General features: G+C 39.4%; 18 protein-coding genes and 1 other annotated feature. Of the genes, 13 read left to right on the top strand and 5 right to left on the bottom strand.

Annotated features, from left to right (window positions below):
- Positions 1 to 3 precede the first annotated feature (3 nt).
- The 3 genes from hemL to ysxE all read left to right on the top strand — a co-directional run bounded on the left by hemL (position 4) and on the right by ysxE (position 3,603).
- Positions 4 to 1,290, top strand: a complete 1,287-nt coding sequence (gene hemL, locus J2S07_RS12090; RefSeq protein ID WP_307150663.1) for a glutamate-1-semialdehyde 2,1-aminomutase — start codon at positions 4 to 6, stop codon at positions 1,288 to 1,290.
- Positions 1,291 to 1,425: 135 nt separating this feature from the next.
- Positions 1,426 to 2,535, top strand: a complete 1,110-nt coding sequence (spoVID, locus tag J2S07_RS12085; RefSeq protein ID WP_307150662.1) for a stage VI sporulation protein D — start codon at positions 1,426 to 1,428, stop codon at positions 2,533 to 2,535.
- Positions 2,536 to 2,568: 33 nt separating this feature from the next.
- Positions 2,569 to 3,603: a spore coat protein YsxE gene (ysxE, locus tag J2S07_RS12080; protein WP_370872818.1), complete on the top strand. Its 1,035-nt coding sequence runs from the start codon at positions 2,569 to 2,571 to the stop codon at positions 3,601 to 3,603.
- A gap of 40 nt (positions 3,604 to 3,643) precedes the next feature.
- On the opposite strand, the gene J2S07_RS12075 is transcribed toward ysxE, so the two are convergent.
- Entirely contained in the window at positions 3,644 to 3,835 is a 192-nt protein-coding gene (locus J2S07_RS12075; RefSeq protein ID WP_307150660.1) for a YszA family small membrane protein, read from the bottom strand.
- Positions 3,836 to 4,025: 190 nt separating this feature from the next.
- Positions 4,026 to 4,287: a binding site (T-box leader), on the top strand.
- A 121-nt stretch (positions 4,288 to 4,408) separates the two neighbouring features.
- Here J2S07_RS12075 and J2S07_RS12070 point away from each other — a divergent pair.
- The 3 genes from J2S07_RS12070 to J2S07_RS12060 all read left to right on the top strand — a co-directional run bounded on the left by J2S07_RS12070 (position 4,409) and on the right by J2S07_RS12060 (position 10,305).
- Complete coding sequence (locus J2S07_RS12070; protein WP_307150659.1) at positions 4,409 to 7,054, top strand: valine--tRNA ligase; 2,646 nt, start codon at positions 4,409 to 4,411, stop codon at positions 7,052 to 7,054.
- A gap of 119 nt (positions 7,055 to 7,173) precedes the next feature.
- A complete protein-coding gene (locus J2S07_RS12065; protein ID WP_307150658.1) occupies positions 7,174 to 8,487 on the top strand; it encodes a bifunctional folylpolyglutamate synthase/dihydrofolate synthase in 1,314 nt (437 codons plus the stop codon).
- A gap of 105 nt (positions 8,488 to 8,592) precedes the next feature.
- Positions 8,593 to 10,305, top strand: coding sequence for a GGDEF domain-containing protein (locus J2S07_RS12060; protein WP_307150657.1), 1,713 nt, complete (start codon positions 8,593 to 8,595; stop codon positions 10,303 to 10,305).
- Positions 10,306 to 10,425: 120 nt separating this feature from the next.
- On the opposite strand, the gene J2S07_RS12055 is transcribed toward J2S07_RS12060, so the two are convergent.
- Positions 10,426 to 10,956 (bottom strand): CueP family metal-binding protein, encoded by a 531-nt coding sequence (locus tag J2S07_RS12055; protein WP_307150656.1) that lies wholly within the window; start codon positions 10,954 to 10,956, stop codon positions 10,426 to 10,428.
- 247 nt (positions 10,957 to 11,203) lie between these two features.
- On the opposite strand from J2S07_RS12055, the gene J2S07_RS12050 reads away from it, so the two are divergent.
- The gene (locus J2S07_RS12050; RefSeq protein WP_307150655.1) at positions 11,204 to 15,343 is read left to right on the top strand and encodes a VWA domain-containing protein; all 4,140 of its coding nucleotides are present in this window, start codon (positions 11,204 to 11,206) and stop codon (positions 15,341 to 15,343) included.
- An 82-nt stretch (positions 15,344 to 15,425) separates the two neighbouring features.
- Here J2S07_RS12050 and J2S07_RS12045 read toward each other — a convergent pair whose 3' ends face one another.
- The 3 genes from J2S07_RS12045 to J2S07_RS12035 are packed head-to-tail and all read right to left on the bottom strand — an operon-like array spanning position 15,426 to position 18,171.
- Positions 15,426 to 17,030, bottom strand: a complete 1,605-nt coding sequence (locus J2S07_RS12045; protein ID WP_307150654.1) for a hypothetical protein — start codon at positions 17,028 to 17,030, stop codon at positions 15,426 to 15,428.
- Positions 17,031 to 17,044: 14 nt separating this feature from the next.
- Positions 17,045 to 17,668, bottom strand: coding sequence for a PilW family protein (locus J2S07_RS12040; RefSeq protein ID WP_307150653.1), 624 nt, complete (start codon positions 17,666 to 17,668; stop codon positions 17,045 to 17,047).
- Positions 17,665 to 18,171: a type IV pilus modification PilV family protein gene (locus J2S07_RS12035; RefSeq protein WP_307150652.1), complete on the bottom strand. Its 507-nt coding sequence runs from the start codon at positions 18,169 to 18,171 to the stop codon at positions 17,665 to 17,667. Before J2S07_RS12035 ends, J2S07_RS12040 begins: the two co-directional genes overlap by 4 nt.
- A gap of 283 nt (positions 18,172 to 18,454) precedes the next feature.
- Here J2S07_RS12035 and J2S07_RS12030 point away from each other — a divergent pair, with 283 nt between their 5' ends.
- The 6 genes from J2S07_RS12030 to J2S07_RS12005 all read left to right on the top strand — a co-directional run bounded on the left by J2S07_RS12030 (position 18,455) and on the right by J2S07_RS12005 (position 26,353).
- The gene (locus tag J2S07_RS12030) at positions 18,455 to 20,218 is read left to right on the top strand and encodes a hypothetical protein (RefSeq protein WP_307150651.1); all 1,764 of its coding nucleotides are present in this window, start codon (positions 18,455 to 18,457) and stop codon (positions 20,216 to 20,218) included.
- 78 nt (positions 20,219 to 20,296) lie between these two features.
- Complete coding sequence (locus J2S07_RS12025) at positions 20,297 to 21,067, top strand: PRC-barrel domain-containing protein (protein WP_307150650.1); 771 nt, start codon at positions 20,297 to 20,299, stop codon at positions 21,065 to 21,067.
- A gap of 18 nt (positions 21,068 to 21,085) precedes the next feature.
- Positions 21,086 to 22,405 carry a VanW family protein gene (locus tag J2S07_RS12020; protein WP_307150649.1) on the top strand — a complete coding sequence of 440 codons (1,320 nt, stop codon included), beginning with the start codon at positions 21,086 to 21,088 and terminating at the stop codon, positions 22,403 to 22,405.
- A gap of 24 nt (positions 22,406 to 22,429) precedes the next feature.
- The gene (locus J2S07_RS12015; RefSeq protein ID WP_307150648.1) at positions 22,430 to 24,094 is read left to right on the top strand and encodes a GspE/PulE family protein; all 1,665 of its coding nucleotides are present in this window, start codon (positions 22,430 to 22,432) and stop codon (positions 24,092 to 24,094) included.
- Between the two features lie 11 nt (positions 24,095 to 24,105).
- Complete coding sequence (locus J2S07_RS12010; protein ID WP_307150647.1) at positions 24,106 to 25,146, top strand: type IV pilus twitching motility protein PilT; 1,041 nt, start codon at positions 24,106 to 24,108, stop codon at positions 25,144 to 25,146.
- Position 25,147: 1 nt separating this feature from the next.
- Positions 25,148 to 26,353, top strand: coding sequence for a type II secretion system F family protein (locus J2S07_RS12005; RefSeq protein WP_307150646.1), 1,206 nt, complete (start codon positions 25,148 to 25,150; stop codon positions 26,351 to 26,353).
- The last annotated feature ends 107 nt before the right edge of the window (positions 26,354 to 26,460 follow it).

Here is a 26,460-nt window from a genome sequence, read left to right as displayed (position 1 = left end):
TACATGCGTTCTTACGATAAATCAATTGCTGCCTTTCAAGAAGCAAAGAAACTTATGCCTGGTGGAGTGAATAGTCCTGTTCGTGCCTTCAAATCGGTGCAGATGGATCCGATTTTTATGGAAAGAGGAAAAGGCTCCAAAATCTATGACATTGATGGCAATGAATATATTGACTATGTCCTCTCATGGGGACCGCTCATCCTAGGACATACAAATGATCGCGTAGTAGAAGCACTTAAAAAAGTAGCAGAAATGGGGACAAGTTTTGGTGCTCCAACTTTAATGGAAAATGAACTTGCGAAGCTTGTGCAGGAGAGAGTTCCTTCCATTGAGGTTGTGCGCATGGTCTCCTCAGGGACAGAAGCAACGATGAGTGCTCTTCGTCTTGCTCGAGGCTATACTGGTCGTAATAAGATTCTGAAGTTTGAAGGCTGCTATCATGGCCATGGGGATTCCTTGCTCATTAAGGCTGGTTCTGGGGTGGCTACCTTAGGCTTACCGGATAGCCCTGGGGTCCCAGAAGGAATCGCCAAGAATACGATCACCGTTCCATATAATGACTTAGAAAGTGTCAAGGTTGCTTTCGAACATTATGGAGAAGACATTGCAGGCATTATCGTTGAGCCGGTAGCAGGCAATATGGGAGTGGTTCCTCCTCTACCAGGCTTCCTACAGGGCTTAAGGGATTTGACAACCCAATACGGTGCCTTATTAATCTTTGATGAGGTTATGACAGGCTTCCGTGTCGGCTATAATTGTGCCCAAGGTTATTTTGGCATTACTCCTGACATTACTTGCTTAGGTAAAGTCATCGGTGGGGGATTACCAGTCGGTGCCTACGGTGGCCGCGCAGAAATCATGCAGCAAATTGCACCGAGTGGCCCGATCTATCAGGCTGGTACCCTTTCCGGAAATCCGTTAGCGATGACAGCAGGGTATGAAACCTTAAGTCAGCTAACACCTGAAATCTATGATGAATTTATCCGCAAGGGCGATATGCTTGAAGCAGGTTTGACAAAGGCTGCCGAGAAATATGAGGTGCCAATCACTGTCAACCGTGCGGGTTCGATGATTGGCTTCTTCTTCACGAATGAAGCTGTCATCAATTACGATACAGCGAAAACTTCTAATCTTGACTTCTTTGCTTCCTATTATCGTGAGATGGCTAACCAAGGTGTATTCCTCCCTCCATCTCAATTCGAAGGTCTATTCCTATCAACGTCCCATAGTGATGAGGACATTAAAAAAACAATTGCTGCTGCAGAAGTGGCTTTTTCCACACTAAAATAATTCACTAATAAACTGGGAACTTGTTTATCTGACAGGTCCCAGTTTTTTTGTGCACATTTATCATAAAAATATTTTCCTGCACATAAATTGTAAATGACATGGTGATTGATGAGAGTTACGAAAGGAGGAGTCGCTTTGTCTGAAGAAAAGGAATCATTCTTACGGTTTTCCTTGGAAGAATCGGTGTGGTTTCAAAAAGGACAGGAAGTAGCGGAGTTATTAACAATTTCGCTTGACCCCAATATAACCATTCATGAAAACGAACAGTATGTAACGATTGAAGGTGCATTACAATTAACAGGTGAATATAAACGTCATCATTCTGACGCTGCCGAGGAGGATGATTTTCCGCTCTCCCCCAAATTTATTCAGGTTGTAGAAGAACGAGGAGACGGCGTTACGGAGTTTTCTCACCGTTTCCCTGTGGATATCACGATTCCACATAATCGAATTCATAATGTCTATGACATAGATGTCGAGATTGAATCCTTTGATTATGTCTTCCCAGATAAAAGCTGTATGAAGCTGACAGCGGATTTAACGATTACGGGATTGAAGGGCGAGGAGTCTACGGAAGTAGCTGAAAAAGAACAGGAGATAGAGGTTGCTTTGAGATCACCTGAACTTGAAGAGACGGAAGAACCTATTGAGGTCAAGCTAACCCCACCGCCTGTAATCGAAGAAACAAATCCTACAGCACATGATCTATTCGCACCATTTGAAGTCGAGGCAAGGAAAAGCTCAGAGGAAGAGAAGCCTTCAGATGATCCCGCTTCCGAACCGTTGGTATTGGAGAAAGTTCCAACATTACGAGCACCACAGGAAGAATATCCGGATATTTCTTTTTCAGCGCAGAGAAAAGAAAAACCGGCTAGTCACCAAGAGCATTCCCATATAGAAATAGTTGAACATGAGGTTGAATTAGAATCGGAAAGTCCATCCCATGTAGAGAGTGAATCCTCATCCTCGTCCTCTTCTGAAGAGATCGTAAAGAAGAAGAAAAAGAAAATCTCTAAGAAAAAAGGAATATCCATTACGGAATTTCTAGCTCGAAAAGAGGAGCATGAGGATGTAGCAAAGCTTAAAGTCTGCATCGTCCAAAATGGCGATACACTTGATTCATTAGCTGACAGATATGAAGTAACGACACAAGCCTTGATGAAGGTCAATCAGCTTGAAGTCACACAGGACATATATGAGGGGCAGGTTCTTTATATTCCGTTAGCAGTAGCGCAAAGGCCTTAAATATTTCAGCATGAGGGAAAGAAGTGGTTGATGATGAGTAATCACTTACAGCAGATCACTCCAATATTAAGGCAATATGGGGTGACCCCTCACTTTGTCGAGAGCTTTGGCAAGGTCCAGCGGGTCTATTCCGACAAAGGTGTTTTTGCTTTGAAGAGGATTACACCAACCGACGGAACTGATTTTATTCGCCATGTCCAGTATCTTTATCAAAAGGGGTACAACCGAATTGTCCCTATTTTTCCTACATTAGATGGACGGTATGCAATCATGCATCAGGGTAGTCTCTATTATTTGATGCCCTGGCTTCCAAATGAGGTTAAAGAGGATGTGGATGAAAGGCAAAAGCAAATGTTTCGGGAGCTTGCGAGGCTTCATACCTTGTCAGTCCGAGAGGTTTCGATCGACAAGGAGGAGAAGCGTGAGCATTATGAGAATACCGTCCATGAATGGGAGAAGGAAAATGAGCTGTTAGTTGGCTTTCTTGAACAATGTGAAAGCAAGTGGTATATGTCTCCGTTCGAATTATTATTCTGTCTTTATTATCACGACATTAGTCAAGCTCTAAGGTTCTCGATGGATAAATTAAAGCAATGGTTTGAAAAAACGAAGGATGACGAGAAGGCTAGAGCGGTCATATCCCATGGAAAACTGTCGACTGAGCATTTTATTCTTGATGATCGGGGTTACGGCTATTTTTCCAATTTTGAAGAGAGCAGGCAGGGCTCACCAATGAATGATCTTTTGCCTTATTTATCGCGAACGTTAGAAACCTATCCAAAAAAATGTGAAGAGTGTATCGATTGGCTTTACACCTATTTTAAATTTTTCCCTTTGCGAGAAGATGAACTGAATTTATTCCTTAGTTATTTTGCACACCCGGGTCCTTTTTTGCGGACAGTGGAGGATTATTATAAGAATCCGCATAAGCATGAACGGAAAGCAGTACAGAGATTGCAAAGGCACTACTGGCAGCTGAAGAACACCGAATATATTGTCATGCGAATCGATGAGATCGAAAGGCAGAAAAAGCTGGAAAAAGAAGCACAGGAAGGAGCCCAAAGCTGACTTGTTTTTGGGCTCCTAGTTTAATAGCAATGAAGAGTTCTTAAATCATTTGCATTTTGAAGGCAACGGCAAGCAGGACAAGCACAATAAGGAATAGCACATCAAAAGCGGTTGGAAACAACAGCGTTCGAACCCCTTGAAAAATACAAAAAGGAATGATAAATTGCTCACAAACTCCCCGAGCCTTTCGCACCCATGGTGGAAGGGAGTAAGGATTATATCTTCTCCTCAACGGATCATCTCCTCCTCCTCAAATTGCTCCTATAACTCAATTTATGTCAAGCGTTGGCGTTTGGTTCCCCTTATGGCAAGGGATATCGTGTCACCAAGTTTCCGGTCTTGTATATAATATTAAAATTTTGGTTATCCTTATTGACGTTACCATTCATTATTCGGTAGTATAAAGATTATACAATTACAGAAACATGGCTATGATAGGGAAGAGTACATTGGTCACTAGCTTTTTAGAGAGGAAAACCATTAGCTGAAAGGTTTTCTAAGTCAAACCAACGGAAGTCGCCCTTGAGCATCTTTTATGAAAGAAGTGGTATGCTAGTTGATTCTAGGCCATCTTCAACTAGTAAAAGACGGGAAAACCGTTATCAATGAAAGTGCCAACCGTGCGCATTTTTTGCATGGCTGGAAAAAAGGTGGTACCGCGAAGCAACTCCATTCGTCCTTTTCAAGACGAATGGAGTTTTTTTATGCTGCAATAGCTTTAAGTGTCCACCTGAGATGGACAAAATCAACAAAAAGTCCACGGGCGGTACCAGGTACCTGCAGGATTAGGAAAGGATGATGGATGATGGAAACAAATGAGCTGTCAATGCCGACGAAGTATGATCCGAATTCGATTGAGAAGGGTCGCTATGATTGGTGGGTGAAGGGAAAATTCTTCGAGGCGCAGAGTGATGATAAGAAAGAACCATATACAATTGTGATTCCGCCACCAAATGTTACAGGTAAGCTACATTTGGGACATGCTTGGGATACAACTCTGCAAGACATCCTAACGAGGATGAAGAGAATGCAGGGCTATGATGTGTTATGGCTGCCTGGTATGGACCATGCGGGCATCGCTACACAAGCAAAGGTAGAGGAAAAGCTTCGCAATGAAGGGAAATCCCGCTATGACCTGGGCCGCGAGAAATTTGTCGAGGAAACGTGGAAGTGGAAGGAAGAATACGCTGGCCATATTCGTGAGCAGTGGGCTAAGCTTGGTCTCGGACTTGATTACAGCCGTGAACGATTCACCCTTGACGAAGGTCTGTCAAAAGCGGTTCGTGAGGTGTTCGTGTCCCTTTACAAAAAAGGACTCATCTACCGCGGAGAATATATCATCAACTGGGATCCTTCAACAAAGACGGCATTATCGGATATTGAGGTTATCTACAAGGATGTTCAAGGTGCCTTCTATCATATGAGATATCCTTTAGCAGATGGGTCTGGGCATATTGAAATTGCGACAACACGCCCTGAAACGATGCTTGGAGACACCGCAGTAGCCGTCCATCCAGAGGATGAGCGCTATAAGCATTTGATCGGCAAAACAGTTATACTCCCAATCGTTGGCCGTGAGATCCCAATTGTCGGGGATGATTATGTCGATATGGAATTTGGTTCAGGAGCAGTTAAGATTACACCAGCACATGACCCGAATGACTTTGAGGTAGGAAATCGTCACAATCTTGAACGCATCCTTGTGATGAATGAAGACGGCTCGATGAATGACCGTGCAGGAAAATACAAGGGAATGGACCGGTTCGAATGCCGCAAGCAAATTGTCAAGGACCTTCAGGAGCAAGGGGTTCTCTTCAAAATAGAAGATCATCTGCATTCAGTTGGTCACTCTGAACGAAGCGGTGCGGTCGTAGAACCATATCTTTCAACTCAATGGTTTGTAAAAATGCAGCCACTGGCTGATGCAGCGATTGCACTTCAGCACAAGGACGATAAGGTTCATTTCGTACCTGAACGCTTTGAGAAAACATATTTACACTGGATGGAGAATATTCGTGATTGGTGTATTTCCCGTCAGCTATGGTGGGGACATCGAATTCCTGCTTGGTATCATAAGGAAACAGGTGAGGTGCATGTGGACCATGAGCCGCCAGCGGATATCGAGAACTGGGAGCAGGATAAGGATGTATTAGACACATGGTTTAGTTCAGCACTATGGCCGTTCTCGACAATGGGCTGGCCTGACACGGACTCTGAGGATTATAAGCGCTTCTATCCAACCGCAGCCCTTGTAACAGGCTACGACATTATCTTCTTCTGGGTATCCCGAATGATTTTCCAAGGCCTAGAATTCACAGGAGAGAGACCGTTCAAGGATGTTCTTATTCATGGCTTAGTAAGGGATGCACAAGGACGTAAAATGAGTAAATCACTCGGTAATGGTGTCGATCCAATGGATGTCATCGATAAGTATGGGGCCGATTCCTTGCGTTATTTCTTATCCACTGGCAGCTCACCAGGACAGGATCTTCGCTTTAGTATCGAAAAGGTAGAAGCAACTTGGAACTTTGCCAACAAGATATGGAACGCTTCCCGCTTTGCCTTAATGAATATGAATGGCTTGACCTATGATGAAATTGATTTAACTGGTGAAAAATCAGTTGCTGATAAATGGATTCTGACTCGTCTTAATGAAACGATTGAAACGGTTACGAGACTTTCCGACCGCTACGAGTTCGGTGAGGTTGGTCGAGTGCTTTACAACTTCATTTGGGATGACTTCTGCGATTGGTACATTGAGATGGCAAAGCTGCCATTATATTCAGATGACGAAGCAGCGAAAAAGACAACGCGTTCGATTCTAGCCTATGTATTAGACAATACGATGCGTCTCTTACATCCTTTTATGCCATTTATTACGGAGGAAATTTGGCAGAACCTTCCTCATCAAGGGGAATCGATTACAGTAGCCAAGTGGCCTGAAGTAAGCCCAGAACTAACCGATCATGATGCAGCAGCAGAAATGAAGCTATTGGTCGAGATCATTCGTTCAGTTCGAAATATCCGTGCTGAAGTCAATACACCATTAAGCAAAAAAATTAAGATGATCGTAAAGGTAAAGGATGATCGAGTCCTTCACACTTTAGAGAAAAATCGCTCTTACATCGAACGCTTCTGTAATCCTGAAGAGCTCCAGGTCGGCAAGGATGTTCCAACTCCAGATAAAGCGATGACAGCTGTCGTAACTGGCGCCGAAATTATTCTGCCGCTTGAAGGACTGATCAATATTGAAGAAGAAATTGCCCGTCTTGAAAAAGAACTCGATAAATGGAGTAAAGAAGTTGAACGGGTACAAAAGAAATTAAGCAATGAGGGCTTCGTCAAAAAAGCACCTGAAAAAGTTATTGCAGAAGAACGTGCGAAGGAAAAGGATTACCTCGAAAAGAGGGCAACAGTTGAATCGCGTATAAAGGAATTAAAAGGGGAATAATCTGCTTCTCCATAACAAAGAAGACGAATCTAACTTATGGATTCGTCTTCCGTGTGTAAAAAATACTTTGATGGTATAATGAAATCCACAAAAATCCCATCAAAAAAGGTGGATACAAGATGTTTCAAGCGTATGACGAGGCATTACACTGGATTCATTCCCGCTTAAGACTCGGGATTAAGCCGGGGTTAAAAAGAATGGAATGGATGATGGAAAGACTAGAGCATCCAGAAAAAAAGATAAAAACGATCCACATTGGTGGTACGAATGGAAAAGGCTCCACGGTGACGTTCCTGCGTTCCATTTTACAGGAAGCAGGATTGAAGGTAGGAACCTTTACGTCCCCGTATTTCGAGCATTTTAATGAACGAATATCGATCAATGGCCGTCCAATCAATGATCAAGATTTAATATTGCTAACCAATAAAATTAAGCCATTAGCCGACGAACTCGAGGAAACGGAGCTTGGAGGACCAACCGAATTTGAAGTGATCACAGCGATGTCCTTCTACTATTTTGCCTATATCCAACCTGTTGATTTAGCTATCTATGAGGTCGGTCTTGGCGGGAGATTTGATTCTACCAATATTATTGAACCCGCTATTTCGATTATCACAAGCATCGGGCTTGACCATACCAATATTCTCGGAGAAACGTATGAGGAAATTGCCTTTGAGAAGGCAGGAATCATAAAAAGAAACACTCCCATCCTGACGGGAGTGAAACAGGAGAATGCTTACGAGGTCATTAGAGAGAAGGCAATGGATAACGATGCAGAGCTTTACCGTTTAGGCGAGCAAATCCAAATCGAGAATCACCATTCGACTGAAAATGGTGAGAAATTCACGATTAAGACTCATCTTGGAACGGTTGAAGATGTTGAAATTTCGATGTTTGGGAAGCATCAAACAGAAAACGCTTCCCTCGCGGTCATGGCTGCCCAGCTATTAAAGATGAGTGATGAATCTATTTTTCAAGGCTTAAAAAAGGCGTACTGGCCAGGAAGATTTGATCTGATTTCCTCGAACCCCTTAATTATTATGGATGGTGCCCATAATGAGGAAGGGATGGAGACTCTCGTTGCAGAGCTGCGGAAGCGCTATAAGGAGCGTAAAATCAAGGTTATCTTTGCTGCGCTTGGAGATAAGAAATTAAACAATATGATTCGAAAAATTGATTTGATTGCAGAGGAAATCACCTTTGTTGATTTTGACTATCCAAGAGCAGCTAAGGCAGAGGACCTCTATGCTCTTAGTTCGATAACTCAAAAAAGAATAGCAAATGATTGGAAGCAAGCGGTTTTAGAAGAGCTTCGAGCGATAAAGTCCAATGAATTACTTGTTGTAACTGGCTCACTCTATTTCTTGTCTGATGCCAAACCTTTTATTCAACAACATATTTTCGATAAGGGATTCATAAGTAAAAATAAGTAAATATGTGTGACAGAAGTTTGAAAATTTGATAAACTAATAAATATTATCTAAGACTAAAAGACTAATAAAGTATAAGAAATATTAATAATGAGGGAGGGAAATGAAATGATAAATCCGCTTTATAAAAGGATTATTTGGCTTCTTTGGTTCTTTTTAATTTTACCAGGGATTTTTCTAGTATATTATTTTTTCCCTCCTTTAGCAGAGCCCTTTGACATTCATTTACTAGGGTTCCTGGTGCTAACCTGTTTTGTTGCCAGTACACCGATGATTATCAACAATTCACCGATTTTTTTTATTCAGTGGGTTTCTCTAGCAGTCTTTCTAACCTATGGACTATTTGTGGAAATGATTTTCATGCAAATTGCAGTTACAGCATTGTTTATCCGGATAAAGCTGCCAAAAGAAAGCTGGTATCGGTTTCCTCTGAACTGGGCCATGTTTTTTCTTGTATCGCTATTGAGTGGGCTTGTCTACTATGCGCTCGGAGGAGTACATGGAATAGATATTGTCACTAACCCGAGAAACTTATTACTAGCGATTATTTATGCTCTTATTTATTTTGTCTTAAATCAAGTATTCATCACAGCTATTTCTTTTATTCTGCATGGAAATAGGGTAATCTTTGATCAGGCTTTCATTTGGGAAGCAGTAACAACCACATTAACGATACCAATTGGCCTTATTCTATATATTTTGTACCGGGAAGTAGGTCTGATTTCAATCATATTTGTTGGAATTCCCTTTGCAAGCTTATCTATAATTTTGAATCTCTATCATTCTAGCAATAAGGTGAATAAATACCTTCAACAGGCTGGAGAAATTGGTCATGAGCTGGCGGAACGTCTACAGGTTGTGGAAGTATTGGATTTGTTTCTACAACGGCTCACAGAAATGTTCCCAGCTGATTTTGCTTACATACTGGATGTTGTCGAAGATAAAGAGTTGCATGTAATTAGAAGTGTCGAAGCAGAGTCAGATGAACCCGTTGAAATTCGCCCGTTGAAGATGAATGAGGGCATAAGTGGAACAGTCTGGGCCACTAAGAAAGCGGTTCTCTACCATTCGAGAAAAGAGTGGGAGGACATTGTTCATGGGTATATGCCTGAATCTGTAGAAAGTATCATTTGTGTGCCAATTGTTCGAAATAATGAGGTCGTGGCGGTGCTGCTTCTAGCTTCTAAGCAGAAGAGAGCGTATGAGAAGGCCCAGCTGATGATTGTTGATTTGTTAAGCTCTTATTTTGCTGTGGCCGTTGAAAATGCTCGACATTATGAACAAACGAAAGAAGATAGTGAACGTTGTGCACTAACAAAGCTCTATAATTATCGTTTTATGGAAAAATTATTAGTGGAGGAATACAACCTTTTAGAAAGTGGAAATAGACAACAGCTTTCGGTTATCCTTCTTGATATTGACCATTTTAAGTCTGTCAATGATGTTTATGGACATCAAAGCGGCAATGAAATCCTTTGCCAGCTGGCAGACCGTCTAGTTTCCTTGATTGACCAAACCGGTACCGTTGCGAGATTTGGTGGGGAGGAATTCGTCATCATCCTGCCAGACATCGAAAAGTCATCGGCTCTTAGCATCGCTGAATTTGTCAGGCAGACGATTGCCAATCGGCCCTTTTTACTTTCACAGCATATTGAAGATAACAATAAAGAAATTGCTGTGCAAATCACGGCCTCCATTGGGGTTGCTACTGCCCCTCAAGATGCCGATGATGCTATGTCGCTCATTAGGCATGCGGATAGAGCCTTATATGTCGGAGCAAAACGGAATGGGCGGAATAAGGTTGCGGAGTATGTGAAGTGAGAGATTCTAGTTCATAGAAATATAAAAGTAGCTTGGTAACCCTTAATACAGAAAGAAACGCAGAGATCAAATCTCTGCGTTTTCGTTATAAAAATTATCTCAATTGAGTTTTATAGAAGTTTACATGAGTTGCATCGTAGTAATACAAGTACCATCCTTCTCAAACGTAGAAATCTCTGATTCCACTGTTTTTCCGCCGTTCTCAATTTTGACTTTGTAAGTCTTATCGCGAGGCAGCCATAAATCAATGAATCCATTAGACCCAGTCTTCACTGCATCATCTAAAACGACATTCCCATCAGTATCCTCGATGTACACATCAAACTCTTCGTCAGCCATCTCTCCTTGACAACCTGTCAAGCTATGGTTTGTTCAAGGATGGGTCTCGTTGACATAAGGTGCGATTGAAACGAAGAACTCCTCACCAGTCAAATCATAGGTAGTCTCTTTTCTGTTTTCATCCTTAATGAGCAGCTCTTTAGATGTAATGGAGGCAGATTTGTCTTCCATTTTGACCCCGCTGTATTCTTGGACTAGGTCTTTTATATTTACATCTTGCTTTGGGGAAGCATCTTCGTTTGAATCTCCTGCACTGCATGCAGTTAATAAAGTTGCAGACAGCAAAGCAGAAAGGATGAATTTATTCTTCATGCTATTTTCTCTCCTTTGTGTATTAATCAACACTCAACATTATAACATCATAGATTTTAAAGTAAACGTGTGGGGGGATTTGACATCAAATCTCCTTCTTTGCCTTAAACCTATTAATTAGGAATTTATACAAATTATTAACAAATCATACTATTGTTAGTCCATAACAATTGGTATAATAGTAGTAATAAAGACATAGATAAAAATACCATTTTAAATAAAAAAGTAACAAAAGGAGGGAACGTCAATGAGAAATACTAAAAAACTCTTTACATTGTTTATTGCTACTCTATTAATTTTGTCAACATTCACTTCTTACCCACTTACAACTAAGGCGGATACATCCCCAAGTGTTGACTTTATAGTTACCCCTTCCTCTAGTGAGTTAACTTTAAATGCGGACAGTTTGGCGGAGGGTACTCTCAATATTAATATTAATCCCGAGGGGACAATTGCTCAAAATGATCGTGATCCAATAGACGTCGTTTTTGTCCATGATACATCGGGGTCAATGAAAGATTACTTCTCTAATGCCAAAAAATCTGTTAGTGCTAAAGTTGCTTTAACGAGTGCAATAAAGTATTTTAATGTAAATAAAAAGGCAGGAGATAACTTTTATCTAGTTCCTTTTAACAGCAATGTTCGGAAAAGCGGCAGTGTTAAAGTGGTAGAAGGGCTATCGAATATTGAAAATGTCGCTAAGTACTTGGACAAAGATGAGTACAATACGGATGGAACAAATTACACACAAACGCTTGAATATGCGAAGGATTTATTAAAAAATAGTAATAACAAAAATAAGTATATTATATTTTTAACTGACGGAGAACCTACCGTACTAAATTATGGTGGCTATGAATACGTTCTCTATACCAATGGAACGGCCAAATATAGAGGGAGCACTTCAAGTAAAAATTATAAGATTACACAAGATTTTATCCATCAAATAGCTTTGGAAACAAGTGATGGGTTAGCACAAAATAATATTATGTTGTATAGTATAGCTTTTGCGCCTCAAGACAAAATTGATTATCAACTGCTACAGAAAATGTCCGGCAAGACGGGTGGAGCAGCTGTTCTTGCCACACCAGAAAATCTAGAATCTATTTTTCAAAGTATTTCTAAGAAAATTGATAGTTACACCATAAGTGGTGAAGTTACTATTAATCTTTCAAGTTTTTCAGGAAACGTAGCTGTAAATCCCGCGGCTAATGTTACGGTAGACAGTAAGCAAGTGGCACATATACCATTTAAGTTTAATTTTCCAGTTGGTAAACAGCCAGATCCAAGCAGTATGACAGTGAATTTGCCTCTGATTTTTAAGAAGGCTGATACTTATACTTTTAACAATATCAACCTTCAATATGATGGATTGAGTACACCAAAAACACATCCACCAGTAACTATTAAGGTCAATAAAGATATGAATTCTGTTCCAGGAGCAGTGTTGAATGTAAAGCCTAGTGCAGATGAATTCATCAAGCCTCCTGACGGGAATGCGAAAGGGAATATTGATATTACGGTAACCCCGAAGGGAATGGCTCCGAAAGATGAAAGACTCCCAATAGACGTGGTATTTGTTCACGACACATCGGGATCGATGAAGGATCCTTTTGATGGTGTAAGAAAGGATTCAACAGCAAAAAATGCTTTGAAATCTGGAATCGATTATTTTGAATCTAATTCAAAAACTGGTGATAGATTTTATTTTGTCCCTTTTGATAGCGAAGTAAGTAACAAAACTCGTGTAAATTCAGGTTGCTTCTTTGGTTTATGTTGGGGTGAAAATATTAATATAAGGCCATTAGAAGGTTTAGATCTTATTAAGAATTCCATTGGAGATCTTGATATTCCAGGTGTTTCAAATGGGGGAACGAACTACAATGCTGCTCTAAATGAAGCAAAGAAGAAGTTTGTTGCGGGTAGCAGAAGTAATAAATATGTAATTTTCTTAACCGATGGAGAACCTACTGTACTTAATTATCAAAATGATAAGTATGAGTTATTAACTAATAACACAGCTAGAAAAAATGGTAAGAGCACGCCATTTGCTGACGCGAAAAAACTAATTCATGAACAAGCATTAAATGTTTCAAGCTCACTTGGAGAAAATGGAATTACGATGTATAGTATAGGCTTTGCTCCTGAAGGTGATGTCGATTTTGAATTGCTGAGAAACATGTCCCTTAATACTGGTGGTTATGCTATACAGGGTAAAACGGGAAATTTATCTACTATTTTTAATGACATTTCCAAAAAAGTGAGTTCCTCGACAATATCAGGAAATGTATCGATTGATTTAAAGAAATTTAATGGCGATGTGATTGTCGATCCAACCTCGAATTTCAAGGAAAACGATAAAAAGGTACAGGTTCCATTTAATATCACATTCCCAGTAGGGGAGAAACCAGATCCAGCCCTTATTCAGCACTCACTGCCGCTACAATTTACAAAGGCAGGTATCTATGAATTTGCCGATAATGTGAAGATGTCCTATACAGATAATAAAGGAAACACTCAGCAATTTACTCACGAACCATTTACGGTTGAAGTAAAAGATGAATCCGCACCGTCTTTCTTGAGTGAGGTTCAAATTAAAGGAAATCAGTATTATTCAGCTGATAATCTAGTTAAAATTGGTGAAACCGACACAGAGAGAAATGAGTTTATAGTTGAATATAAGTTAATACCTGATACAGTCTTTACTGAAATTACAAGAGGTTCTATCGACCAAATTAAAATTACTCAACCATTATTTGATGGAATTTCTCTTGCCAATAATAATCAGATTAGCCTATTAAAGAATGGCGAGCCTGTTCAGAATGGTGCTAGCGTAAAACTTATTAATGAGGGAAAAGCTGTAGAAATAAATCTTGGAAGTAATGCTATCACCTATGAAAAAGGTAAGTTTTCAGTAGAAGATTACACGATAAGCTTAAAACTAAAGGCTGATTGGGCACTACCATATACTATGATGCCACAGGCCCAAATGAGCTTCTTTGATTCTAGGTTTAAAGCTCAGTCGCAAACCCTAAATATTAGTGAGCAACGAATTTCTATGAATGTTCATCTAGAGGGAAGGTACAATCTTTATACGGGTGATTATATTGGAACGATCACTAAAATAAATAAAACAGACGGACAAATCTTAGCTGATACACAATTGTCAAATGATAGTGAAATTATTCAAAAGCCTGTAAAGTCAATGAAGTTAATAAATGATGCAACGGCGATTGAAGTCACCTTCTATGATAATACAAGGGCGATTCTTTATTTGAGAACAGATTATACATTAAAGAATTTATCACTAAGTCAAGACCTTCAATCTGGCAATGAAACAAAGGGTAGAGTTGGTTTCAAGATTAAGGACTTAGTTATAGGGAATGATGTCGTATACGAATATCAAATAAAAACGAAGGATACTGAAACAAATTGGTCATCATTCGCTCCTTCCGCTCTCATTGAATTGCCGAGTGATTTAGAAGGCCCTATTGAAATTCGAGTTAGAACAAAGGGAGGATTTTCTCTCAATAGTACGCCAGTTGTGAAGACACTTACTATTATTAAAGAATCAATTGCAGTAGAGCCAAATCCAATTGAGCTTAAAGTAGGACAATCCATGAATGTTAATATCAAGATTGTTCCAGAAGATAGCACAGAAAGAGATTTCCAGGTAACGATTGCGGATTCGTCGATTGCCATTTATGAAAATGGAGTAGTAAAAGGAATTAAAGATGGGGAAACTAGTTTAGAAGTAACAACTGTTGATATTGCGGGTAATAAAATTAAGGAAAGTATCAAAATTAAAGTTAACCCAATTTTGATTAAATCTATTTCTGTAACTCCAAACCCAGTTAGAATAGGTAAACTACTAGAGTTTAATAGTTTTATTATTGATATTCAGCCAGAAAATGCAACCAACAAAGAATTAAAATGGACATCGCTCAATCCATCGATTGTATCTATTCTTAATGAAGGTGTCATCTATGGAAGAATGACAGGAACAGCAGAAATTGAAATTCGTACAACAGATGGAAGTGATATTTCAACTACTGTTACAGTAAATGTTGGTTCAAAACTAACTGGAATTGATGTCGGTGATGTGCTTGTTGTTGAAAAGGGCAGCACTGATGAAAATGTGAAGAGACATTTTAGATACTTACCAGCGGATGCAACAAATATCCAAGGTGAGCCTCAGTTTAGGTCAAGAAACGAAAGTATTTTAGAAGTTGAATCATCTGGTGAGATTATCCCTAAGAGGATAGGTGAGACTGGAATTGAAATAACTGTTCGTGATGAAGATAACAAAACTTTTACTGCAGAATTAAAGGTAAAAGTGGTAGAGCCAGGAGCAAAGGATAAAAATACTTCAGGGGATAAATATTAATTTTATTCCAAGAGAACTAGAATAATAAGATAAAAAGAGAGGAGAGAAAAACGATTGGTTTTTCTCTCCTCTTTTAACTTTTTTATTTACTCATCAAATCCGTCATTACTTCTAATCTATTAATCTTCGGGAGACCTTGAGCCTGATTAAGAAATAGCTTCTTGTTATTTTTTATTATTAAACGCGAGGAGGTTGGATCATTTTTTTTCCCCTTCACAAATTCGATATGAGTATTCTTATCCTCTACCGTACCTCGATATGCGTTTACTTCCAAATTCCCTTTAGCAAATATTCCTCCTTCTATATAAAGGTATGACCCCATCGCATACACTTCAGCCACTTCTAATTCATTATCTGTGTACAAATAGGCTTTAATTGAATTCACGACATCATTCTTGAATTTATTGATTCTAGCGATTTCAAGTTTTCCTTGGGTCATCAAAATCAGTTCTCCATCATCATAGCCTGAAATATTCACATTATTAATTGTTGTATCCCCAAGAACATAGATCGTTGAGTTGAATGCAATATCGCCGCGTATCGTAAGATTTCCTGTAATAAGGATATTGGCGGAAACATTCATGATTTCATTGCCGATATTCTCAATGACAGCATTTCCATCGATTACGACCCATTTAGATTTATCACTCATGATTAAATTACTCGTATCAATATAGATATCCGAATTTGGATCGTCGTCAACTTCATCCCCCTCTTCTTTAGCTGGAGGAACGTACAAATAGCCCTTAATGGAAGAAGAGTTATCTAAATTTTCAAATGAAGAAATTTTTTGCACAGAAGAGCTAACCATTCCTCCAAGGATCAGTTCTTCAATTGTTGGGTTGTTATTATTCGCAACAAATCCTGATGTCTTTAGCTTCTCTTTAAATGTTTGAATAATATCAACATCTACAAATTCTGTGTCTTCTTTAGAAAATATCGGTGCGAAGGGCTCGAAGGCATTATTAAGATCCTTGATGCTTAAGGAATGAAAAGAGCCTTCATTTTTTATATTCCCACTGTAGCAATTCATATTATTGCAGTATTCTATTTCTTCATTTTCAATAAATAGATGGCTGTCTATTTGGTTATTTTCTCCTGCTGAAACGGATGGAAAGAAAGTGTCTTCCACAAGATTCGAGCCAGCGTAAATGTATTTCGCTTGATTGCTGAGTACCAGTTTTTCATTTGCGTATATATTACCCTTTTCAATATAAGTAGAACCATTAAGAGTTAGAATCCCACGGGAACCTACTGCATATTTTAGGAAACTTGGCATTCCCGTGATATAAACAATTTGTTTATACTTCCCACTAGTAACCAAAAGGACCCTTGTAAAGTCTTCATTTTGCTTTATTTCATATTCAGGGTTATTACTTATATTTTGAATCTTGTAATCATAAGGATTCTTAATAATCTTCTGTTCAATAATATTGGTACTATACTCACTTACAGACATATCTGGATTATCTTTATTGAAATCTGTCTCAATGGTTTTTTTTATATAGGCAACAGCCTCTCCAAGTGTCCGAATGGATTCTAAGTCATCGGTGATTTGTTCTTCTCTAACCTCTGTTCTTTTGGCCCCACCGATGCTAGTTGAAATAATTGACAAGCCGAGGATCGTAAACACTAACATCATTAGCATAACAACCAAAAGGGTTGAGCCGCGTTCATTCTTCACCATTTCATTCCCCCCTTTTAGAACCCAAATGAGCTTTTTAATTCTAAGGGTTCAGTTTTGAGCAAATTTGAAAATCTTTCTTTATCTTCACTGATGAAGATATTTAATGCGATTGTTCCATGTGGACACTGATTCGCCAGTTCTGGTTTCGTGCAGCTAACGGAGATGGAGGAACTTTGACCGTTAACAGTGGTGAACTTTGAACTATCAGAGGAAAGTTTAGTTGAATTTAAAATGTTAATTTTCTCAGTACCGGCCTCTGTTACTCTCTTTATTTCGTCAATAAAAAAATGATTATCTTTAAAATAGATTAATAGATCACGTTCGATTTTAGTAGAGTCTTCAACAACATAGCCTTCCACATTTTTTGGAGCATAGCGGATGAGCTCTATCCCTTCAGCGCCATCTTCTTCATATTTCTTAATGAAATTTGGCGGGTAGTTATACATCTCGTTCAAGATCATCGTTGCAACATAATCAGCATCATCACGTAGCTGAGCCTCAATCCCGATTTTTTGGTATAGTTTCAAGCCTGTCGTGAACACACTATAAATGACACCAGAAACAATTGACATGATCACAAGGGTAACTAACACTTCAACTAAGGTGAGGCCACGCTCGGAGGAAATTAATTTTCTCACTTTTTAATCAACCCCCTAACCGAAGTTGTTTGCTTGTTCCATTCGACTTCTACTTCAACTCCAATAAGCTGGTCCCTTAGATCAGGTTTATCTCCATTTGATGATAAGTCTCTTGTAAATTTAACAGTTGGGGAAAATTCAACATTATTGATTTCAGGAGTAAAGAATTTTTTACATGCATCTCGATCGTGAAAGAAGATTTCTAATTTCCCTGGGATTTGATCTTCACAGCTCGCTTTCGTAATCGTTACTTCATCTTCTGAAAGGGAATCTGAAAAATACGTATCTTTTATTTTCCCATAATCCTGTTGTTCAAAATAATTCAACACATTCCGTGCCACATTAATTCCAACCGTCTTGTCCTCATTTTTTTTCGTGTAGGAATAGGCGTGATTAAAAAAGGAAAGAAAAGATGTGACAACAATTCCTAAAATAGTGATAGAAAGCAAAACTTCTAATAGTGTTAGTCCTCTTCTATTCTTCAAAATTTTAGAAATAGACAAAACTTCCTCCTCCCTTCTACCTATAATAATCTTAAACAAATTCCATGCTTAATGAAAAGAATATTCCACAAATACTTGGGTATTTTTAGAGTAAACATAGCGATAAACAAAGATTCTTTCTCAAAATTTTACTATTTAACATATATAAGCCTGCTTTCAAAAAGCTTAAGTTTATTATACAATATTTAAAGGTCGATAATTGTAACTTTAGGCAGAAATGTGTAAGAAATGGAAAGATAATTAATGGAAATGTATATAAAATTTGTAGTAAAGGGGTGAACAAATGGGAGAGCTTATTGCGGCCGCAGTGTCACTGATTATTTTAGTTCCTATTATTTATTTTTTACCAATAGGTTTAACGAATAAAGGTAAAGGCTTAATTATTCTGGTTGCGTTTTTGTTTGCGAATTTAGGAATTTTAGCGAAAAACAATTTTCCTTTATGGCAAACTGGGCTAATCATTGTCTTACTCACTTTTCTTACAGTATACATCCTAGAAAAAAGATTCCATAAGTACCTATTTTCGACTGGGACGAATGAAGATGAATTGACTGAAATTGGTTTAGAAGATTTGGATGAGTTGGGCCATTTGGTAAATGAAGAAGTAATAGAGCCTGAACAGGGAATAACACTTGAAAAGAAAAGTGTTGTACAGGAAGAAGAAAAATTGGCTGAAACGGCCATGATTCCCTTAATTGAAGATGAACCTATCGAACTAGAAAAGCTAATGTTTGGTTTAGACAAGCAAGGTCAACTAGTACAAGATTTGGAAGAACAAAATGAACAGGTAGATATACAAGACCTAATAGACCTGCAAGAACAAACAGAGCCACAAGAACCAGTAGATCTGCAAGAGCTTATGGAACAGGAAGAACTCGTAGAAACAGTAGATTCTACTGCCTCCGAAACCGTAGAAATAGAACTCGACGATGAAATCGCCTTCTTGGCGGAGAGAGAGGCCGTTGTTGAGGAGTTTGCTGCTTCTGAAGATGAAGAACCATATTCTGAAGGATATTTGTCCGAAATTGAGCAGCTTTTAGAAGATGACAGTTTAGATGAAGAAATATTAATGGAAGAGGTTCATCAGTCCGATGCGATAAGCAGCAGTCAGGTTGAACCTGAAATTTCTTCGGATTTGGCTATTTCAGACATATTGATTGATGAATTAAATGTCCTAAGTGAACTTAATTGTGAGCATGAGACAATCGAGAACTTGGAAATTAAACCGCCAGTTAATCAAATGGAATTCCTAGATGATGATTTGGAGCTGGAGTCTGAACTTGAGGTGCTAGAATTTGGGGATGTGAATTCAGATGAAAGTTCAGAAACGGGGCAAGAGGACACAAACAAAGCTATTTACGATTGGATGCTTGAAGATGATTTAGAGCTTGAGGATGATTATTTACTTGGTGTGATTGGTCATAATGAAGTGGCAGCTTCTTTGGTTGATGGGCCAGAGGAAGCAGAAGAGGGTTCCAAGGAGCTAGATGGGCTTAAACCACAAGAAGAGATAGGAAAAGAACTAGAATCACCAATCGAAGAACAGACTTTTTCAGACTATCAAGAAGATGTTGAGAAGGAGATTGTCGAATCAGAAGCTAATGATAATTCTCAGGAAGAGAAAACTGAACAGGTATCTTATCAAGTGCCTAATGAATTGGGTGTTGAATTAGAAACTCAACCACCTCGTGTAGAAGAAGAAACCTTGGACAGCATAACTGCTTCAGAGGCAGTATGGAAGGAAGAGCAGAAATCAGCGCTTCAGCAGCAACTCTTTCTTACAATGCTTTCACAGCTCCAGCTTGTGAGCAAACATATGCCAGCAGAGCAATATGAGGAGTTAATCAAAGAGCATTTACACCCAGATTTGTCAGCACAGGATTACTATTCATTTGCAAGTCTTCTTATTCAGCATTATCTTAGTCAAAAAGAAATAGGTAAATTGAAGGAACTTTTGACAAATTTAGAGGGGAAATTCGAAAATTATCCAATTTTGGATATGGAAATTCACTATTTGTATAAACAATATTGTGAAAATGCACGATGAATTTCCTAATACATGTTAAAATAATGTATCATATATAGTAGTTTCGTGAACTTATAGATTAGGTGTGGTGAAAAGTTAATGAAGAAAAGTACTCAAATTAGTGGTTTGCCGATTATCAGCATCTTAGATGGGAATCAAGTAGGGAAGGTTAAGTCCCTCGTCATCAATCCAGACAAGGGCTCTGTCGACTTTTTGACGATTGAGCACGAGGATTTTCAAGTAAGTGTAAAAGCTATTCCGTTCAAAAAAGTAGTTGGGATTGGAGAATATGCCGTTACAGTCGATAGCGAAAGTGCGGTCATCGATTTAAACGAAATCCCAATTGCCAATCAGCTTGTGAACAAAAAAATAAAAATCACAAACACAAAGGTTATGACGAGAAAAGGTGAATTACTTGGCGAAGTCATCGAATATTTTGTCGATCAAGATAGTGGTCATATCCTTGGAATGCAATTGAAGCTTACTGACAAAGAAGTGGCGCTTTCATCTGAATCGGTCGTGACCTTTGGAAAGGACATTATTATTGTTAAGGAAGACGCTACATCATTTTTCCTGAATTCCGTTGATGAGCTGGAAGAAAAAGAAGTGGCATCAGCTGAAATAGCGGACTTAATTGCTGAAATTCCTACAGCACAAGTGGCTAGCTCCATGGAGGATGAAGAAGTAAGAGCTCTAAAGGAGAAGCAAATTGAGCTGTTAGTAGGAAAAACGCTCACCAAAGACGTATATGACAAAAATGGCAACATCATATTCCATGAAGGTACCATCCTTACAACTGAACAAATTCAGAAAGCACAAGAAGAAGGACCTGGTATTATCGTTGAATTATCGATGAATGTCGAAGCGTAGTAAAGGAGGCCGATTAATGTGAGAAATCAGCAGGTTATTAAGCTGTTTCTAGTCATAATCTTAAGTATTACGTATATCTTCAGTTTCTCACATTTCGGTGCCTTAGCTTACGATTCAGTTATCAATCGAAGTGATGAATTTGCGGAAGGAACGACAATTGGTTCTGTTTCGGTTGCTGGAAAAACGAGAAATGAAGCGATGAAAATGGTCGATGAACAGCTAACCGATTATCTAAATGAAACAAAGATCACTTTGAAATATAAGGAAAAAAGTGAAGCGTTTGATCTTGGATTATTCCATTTTGATGTTGAGAATTCTGTTTCAAAAGCAAAACATGGACAGGCAAATTCTGTTATCGTGAAGCTAGATACGATAGAGGATGTGTTAATTTCCCTATCTCCATCCATTTTGGATGATATTCATTTGGATGAGGTACAGGCTGCTATTTTGAATTATGCAGAGAATTTAGAGCCTGGAAATTACGAAATTCGATTGGATCCTTATTTAACAGGAACTGGTAGTGAAACCACGATTGCGGAGTCTGTTATTGAGTCACAATTTGTGGAAAATGAACTAGATTTATTTGCAGGGAAATCCATCGAAATACCAGCAACCTCACAATTTTCCTTATTAAAGTTTGTAGAGGATGAAATTGGTGCTGTTTCACAGGGCTCATTAAGTAAAATAGCTACTGCTATTTATGATGTTATTCTACCGACTAATTTTGATATTATCGAGCGCCATATTAGCAGTGAACTACCAGCCTATGCTTCCCTTGGCTTTGAAGCGAAGGCCGACATAGACTTGAAAAACGACCTAGTTTTTTCAAATCCGAATGAGTTTAGTTATTTTATAGAGTTTGAGAACAAGAATGATAGTTTATATGTTTCTCTAAAAGGTCCAGAGTTCTTGAATAAATATGTCATTATTTCAGAGGACAAAGAAACCTTTAAGCCGAAAATTATACGCCAATTCAATCCAATGCTAGGCCCGACAGAAATTAAAGTGAAGGTTGCTGGAAAAGAGGGGCAACTCATAAAAATCTACCGGGAATACCGAGATGAAAAAGGGATGGTTCTTAAGAAGGAGCTTATTGCAGAGGACTTTTACCCGCCCGTGCATCAGGTGGAGGTTCAGGGTCTAATTGTAAAAGAAGGAGACTCCTCAACTACTATTCCTAACACTGACAACGGTCAGGTTGAGAACCAGGATGGAAGCTCAAGTTCTCCTAACAATAGTAAGGATTCTTCTGATCCAAATTCTAAAACCGACCTAAATAATCCAGATTCTAGCAATGATGATGAATTATGGGGAAAAGAGAATGAAATACCAAAATAATCGCCAAAAAGCGGGGTTCAAATGATGAAACAACAAACCCGGAAACGACTTGGAGATTTACTCGTTGAAGCTGGTCTCATTTCTGAGGATCAGCTTCAATCTACATTGAAGGAAAAAAGTCCTGGTCAAAAACTAGGGGATGCCTTACTGCAAAGGGGATATATTACCGAGCAGCAGCTGATAGAAGTATTGGAATTTCAGCTTGGTATACCCCATATAAGCTTGTACCGATATCCTTTTGATACAAAACTATTCAATCTCATTTCAAAGGAAACTGCAAAGAGAAACCGTCTAATCCCACTAAAAAAAGAGGGAGACAAGCTGTTTGTAGCGATGGCGGATCCGATGGATTTCTTTGCGATTGATGATTTGCGTCTCTCAACAGGCTTTCAAATTGAGACGGCCATTGCCACCAAGGATGATATTTTAAGAGCGATCAATAAATATTACGAGATTGATGAAGGTTTTGAGGAGCTCATGGGAGACCTGCCGGATCATGATCCGGCTAAGGAAGAAAAGATGAATGCCGATGATTCGCCAGTCGTCCGTCTAGTCAACCAACTCCTTTCAAATGCTACTTCCATGAAGGCAAGTGATATTCATATTGATCCACAGGAAACAAAGGTCGTCATTCGCTATCGTATAGACGGTGTGTTAAGAACGGAACGAGTTCTTCCAAAGCATATGCAGAGCTTACTAACAGCAAGAATTAAGATCATGGCCAATCTTGATATAACAGAGCATCGGATTCCACAGGATGGTCGCATTAAGGTGAATTTAGAATTTCATCCGATCGACCTTCGTGTGTCAACTCTCCCAACGGTGTTTGGAGAAAAGATTGTTCTGCGGATACTAGATCTAGGCAGCTCGCTAAATGATATTACGAAATTAGGTTTTAATAAGCTGAATCTTAAGAGATTCAGCGATATGATCGAAAAACCAACGGGCATTGTCCTAATCACAGGGCCGACTGGTTCAGGTAAGTCTTCCACGTTATATGCAGCTTTAAACAAACTTAATAGTGAAGAAGTTAACATTATTACCGTTGAGGATCCAGTGGAGTATCAGTTGGAAGGCATCAACCAAATCCAAGTAAATGCTAATGTCGGCATGACCTTTGCGGCAGGACTTCGCTCCATTTTGCGTCAAGATCCGAATATCATCATGGTAGGGGAAATCCGTGACAAGGAAACAGTTGAAGTCGCTATTCGCGCTTCACTTACTGGACACTTAGTACTAAGTACGATTCATACGAATGATTCGTTAGGGACGGTTACTCGTCTACTTGATATGGGGGTAGAGCCATTCCTCGTTGCATCCTCATTAAGTGGAATTGTAGCGCAGCGATTAGTGCGAAGAGTCTGTCGTGATTGTGCTGAGGAGCAGCCTGCTACAAAAAGAGAAATCGAGATCTTTGCGAAACGTGGCATGAAGATTGACAAAATTGTCAGAGGAAGAGGCTGTTCATCCTGTAATATGACAGGGTATAAAGGTCGAATTGCGATTCATGAAGTCCTTGTCATCAATGATGATATGAGAAGGGTCATTATGAATGGCGAATCTTTTACAAAGCTAAGAGAATTGGCGATCAAAGCGAAGACCATTTTTCTCATTGATGACGGATTATTGAAGGTGAAGCAAGGCTTGACCACGACAGAAGAAATTCTACGAGTAGCGATTCCTGAATAGAGGTGCGGATGATGAAAGAGATGATAGACCATTTACTTAGAGCAGGCTTTGAATTGAAAGCTTCAGATATTCATTTGACTGTTGGGGTCCCACCGATAATGAGGATTAATGGTGAGCTGAAACGATATGGGAAGGATGTCCTTAAGCCAGCCGATACAGAAGGCATGGCAAAGGCGATCATCCCAGACCATATGTGGGAGCAATTTAAGGAAAAAGGTGAACTTGACTTTTCATACGGCATACCCGGCGTCTCAAGATTCCGAGTGAATACGTATTTTCAAAGATCCTGTGTAGCCATGGCTGTGCGTATTGTTCCAACAAAAATTCCGACGATTGAGGAGCTAGAGTTGCCGTCAATTTTACGAAAAATTGCCGAAAAACCGCAAGGACTTGTGCTTGTTACTGGACCTACCGGGAGCGGAAAGTCTACTACGCTAGCATCCATGATTCAATATATGAATCAAAACATGAGAAAGCATATTATCACGTTGGAGGATCCAATCGAATATTTGCATAAACACGGGAACTCAATTATCGATCAACGAGAGGTTGGATTTGATACGAAAAATTTTGCCAATGGCTTACGGGCATCCTTAAGACAGGATCCAGATGTCATTCTTGTTGGTGAGATGCGCGACTTAGAAACGATTTCAACAGCCATTACAGCAGCGGAAACAGGGCATCTCGTATTCGGGACGTTACATACCTCGAGTGCCCCAGCGACCATCAACCGGATTATTGATGTGTTTCCACCATCCCAGCAGGCACAGGTTCGGATTCAGCTCGCTTCTGTTCTCGTCGCTGTTATTTCTCAACGTCTATTTAAGACGATGGATAACAAAGGGCGAAGGGCGGCGACGGAAATATTAATTAATAATTCGGCCGTAGCGAACCTGATTCGAAATGAGAAAATCCATCAAATTGTCAATATCATGCAAACATCACGTGCCTATGGCATGCACACGCTAGAGGCAAGCATCAAAGAACTGGTTCAATCAGGAATCATTTCGAAGGAAGCAGCCGAACCATTTTTACAGGAGAAAGTAAACTAACATGGCACGCTTTAAATATGTTGGACGTGACCGAAAAGGAAAGAATCAGGGCTTTATTAATGCTTCTTCTAGACGTGAAGCGATGCAAAAGCTTCGGATGGATGGGGTCCGGGTTTTAGAGATGACCGAGGTACCAGAGTCGGTCTTGACGAAGGACATTTCGATTGGCTCCCCTGTCAAGCTGCAGCATATGGTTATCTACTTGCGACAGTTTTCGACTCTATTAAAGGCAGGGGTTTCAGTCGTTGATTCTACTAGAATATTAGCAGAGCAAACGGAAAGTAAAGCATTGAAGAAGGCGCTCCTCGATATTGAACAGGAGTTAACAGAAGGAAAGCCTCTGTCAGATGCGGCTGCGAAGCATAAGAAAATATTCACAGCGATGTTTGTTAATATGATAAGAGCGGGAGAAGCTGGGGGAAATATGGACGAAACCCTTGAGCGCTTAGCTGTACATTTTGAGAAGCAGCATAATACAAGGTCGAAAATCAAGTCAGCTCTTGCTTATCCGATAGTGGTTGGAATCATTGCCATTGCCGTTGTCATTTTCTTGCTTGTTTCGGTAGTACCGACCTTTGTTGATATGTTTGCTGATTTCGGTGGCGAGCTGCCTGCAATCACACAGTTTGTACTGAATGCCAGTGAATTTATGCAGAGGTTTTGGTGGCTGGTGCTAGTTGTCGTCTTTATCTTTGTTGGGTTTATCGTTTTCATTAGACAAAACAAGAATACGAAGTATTATTTGGATTATTTTCTGTTGCGGATACCTATTTTCGGAAAGATGATGCAAAAAGCGGTACTGGCCCGGATGACGAGAACGTTGAGTTCATTGTTCACCAGTTCAGTACCGATCCTTCAGGCGATGTCGATTGTCGAAAATGTTGTCGAAAATGAAGTAATCGCTAAAGTAGTTCGAGAGTCTCGAGAGGCTCTCGAAAAAGGACAATCCTTGACAGACCCGATGAGAAAGCACTGGGCCTTTCCTCCTCTCGTAACACAAATGATTGCGATTGGGGAAGAAACAGGGTCTTTGGATGCGATGCTTGGGAAAGTGGCCGATTTCTACGAGAAGGAAGTAGAAAACAGTACAGACCAGATAAAATCTCTCATTGAGCCGTTGATGATTGTAGTTTTGGCTGGACTGGTAGGGACGATCGTCACATCGATCATGGTTCCGATGTTTGAAATTTTCAATAATGTTGGATAGTTAGGAAAATGTTAACAATTAGAATGGGATAAATATCACATTTTCATTTACAATGTTAATAGAGTAAACTTATAATAGTTAATAATTACTAGAATTAGGGAGGAAAT

The organism is Anoxybacillus andreesenii (genome assembly GCF_030813005.1).
Lineage (GTDB): Bacteria > Bacillota > Bacilli > Bacillales > Cytobacillaceae > Robertmurraya > Robertmurraya andreesenii.
Note: the sequence above shows the minus strand (reverse complement) of the source record. Positions and strands in the feature narration are given on the sequence as shown.

Bases quoted from the DNA above. Each gene is read 5' to 3' on its own strand.
- hemL (WP_307150663.1), top strand. From the start codon at position 4: ATGCGTTCTTACGATAAATCAATTGCTGCCTTTCAAGAAGCAAAGAAA.
- ysxE (WP_370872818.1), top strand. From the start codon at position 2,569: ATGAGTAATCACTTACAGCAGATCACTCCAATATTAAGGCAATATGGG.
- J2S07_RS12070 (WP_307150659.1), top strand. From the start codon at position 4,409: ATGGAAACAAATGAGCTGTCAATGCCGACGAAGTATGATCCGAATTCG.
- J2S07_RS12065 (WP_307150658.1), top strand. From the start codon at position 7,174: ATGTTTCAAGCGTATGACGAGGCATTACACTGGATTCATTCCCGCTTA.
- J2S07_RS12060 (WP_307150657.1), top strand. From the start codon at position 8,593: ATGATAAATCCGCTTTATAAAAGGATTATTTGGCTTCTTTGGTTCTTT.
- J2S07_RS12050 (WP_307150655.1), top strand. From the start codon at position 11,204: ATGAGAAATACTAAAAAACTCTTTACATTGTTTATTGCTACTCTATTA.
- J2S07_RS12045 (WP_307150654.1), bottom strand. From the start codon at position 17,030: ATGGTGAAGAATGAACGCGGCTCAACCCTTTTGGTTGTTATGCTAATG.
- J2S07_RS12030 (WP_307150651.1), top strand. From the start codon at position 18,455: ATGGGAGAGCTTATTGCGGCCGCAGTGTCACTGATTATTTTAGTTCCT.
- J2S07_RS12025 (WP_307150650.1), top strand. From the start codon at position 20,297: ATGAAGAAAAGTACTCAAATTAGTGGTTTGCCGATTATCAGCATCTTA.
- J2S07_RS12015 (WP_307150648.1), top strand. From the start codon at position 22,430: ATGAAACAACAAACCCGGAAACGACTTGGAGATTTACTCGTTGAAGCT.
- J2S07_RS12010 (WP_307150647.1), top strand. From the start codon at position 24,106: ATGAAAGAGATGATAGACCATTTACTTAGAGCAGGCTTTGAATTGAAA.
- J2S07_RS12005 (WP_307150646.1), top strand. From the start codon at position 25,148: ATGGCACGCTTTAAATATGTTGGACGTGACCGAAAAGGAAAGAATCAG.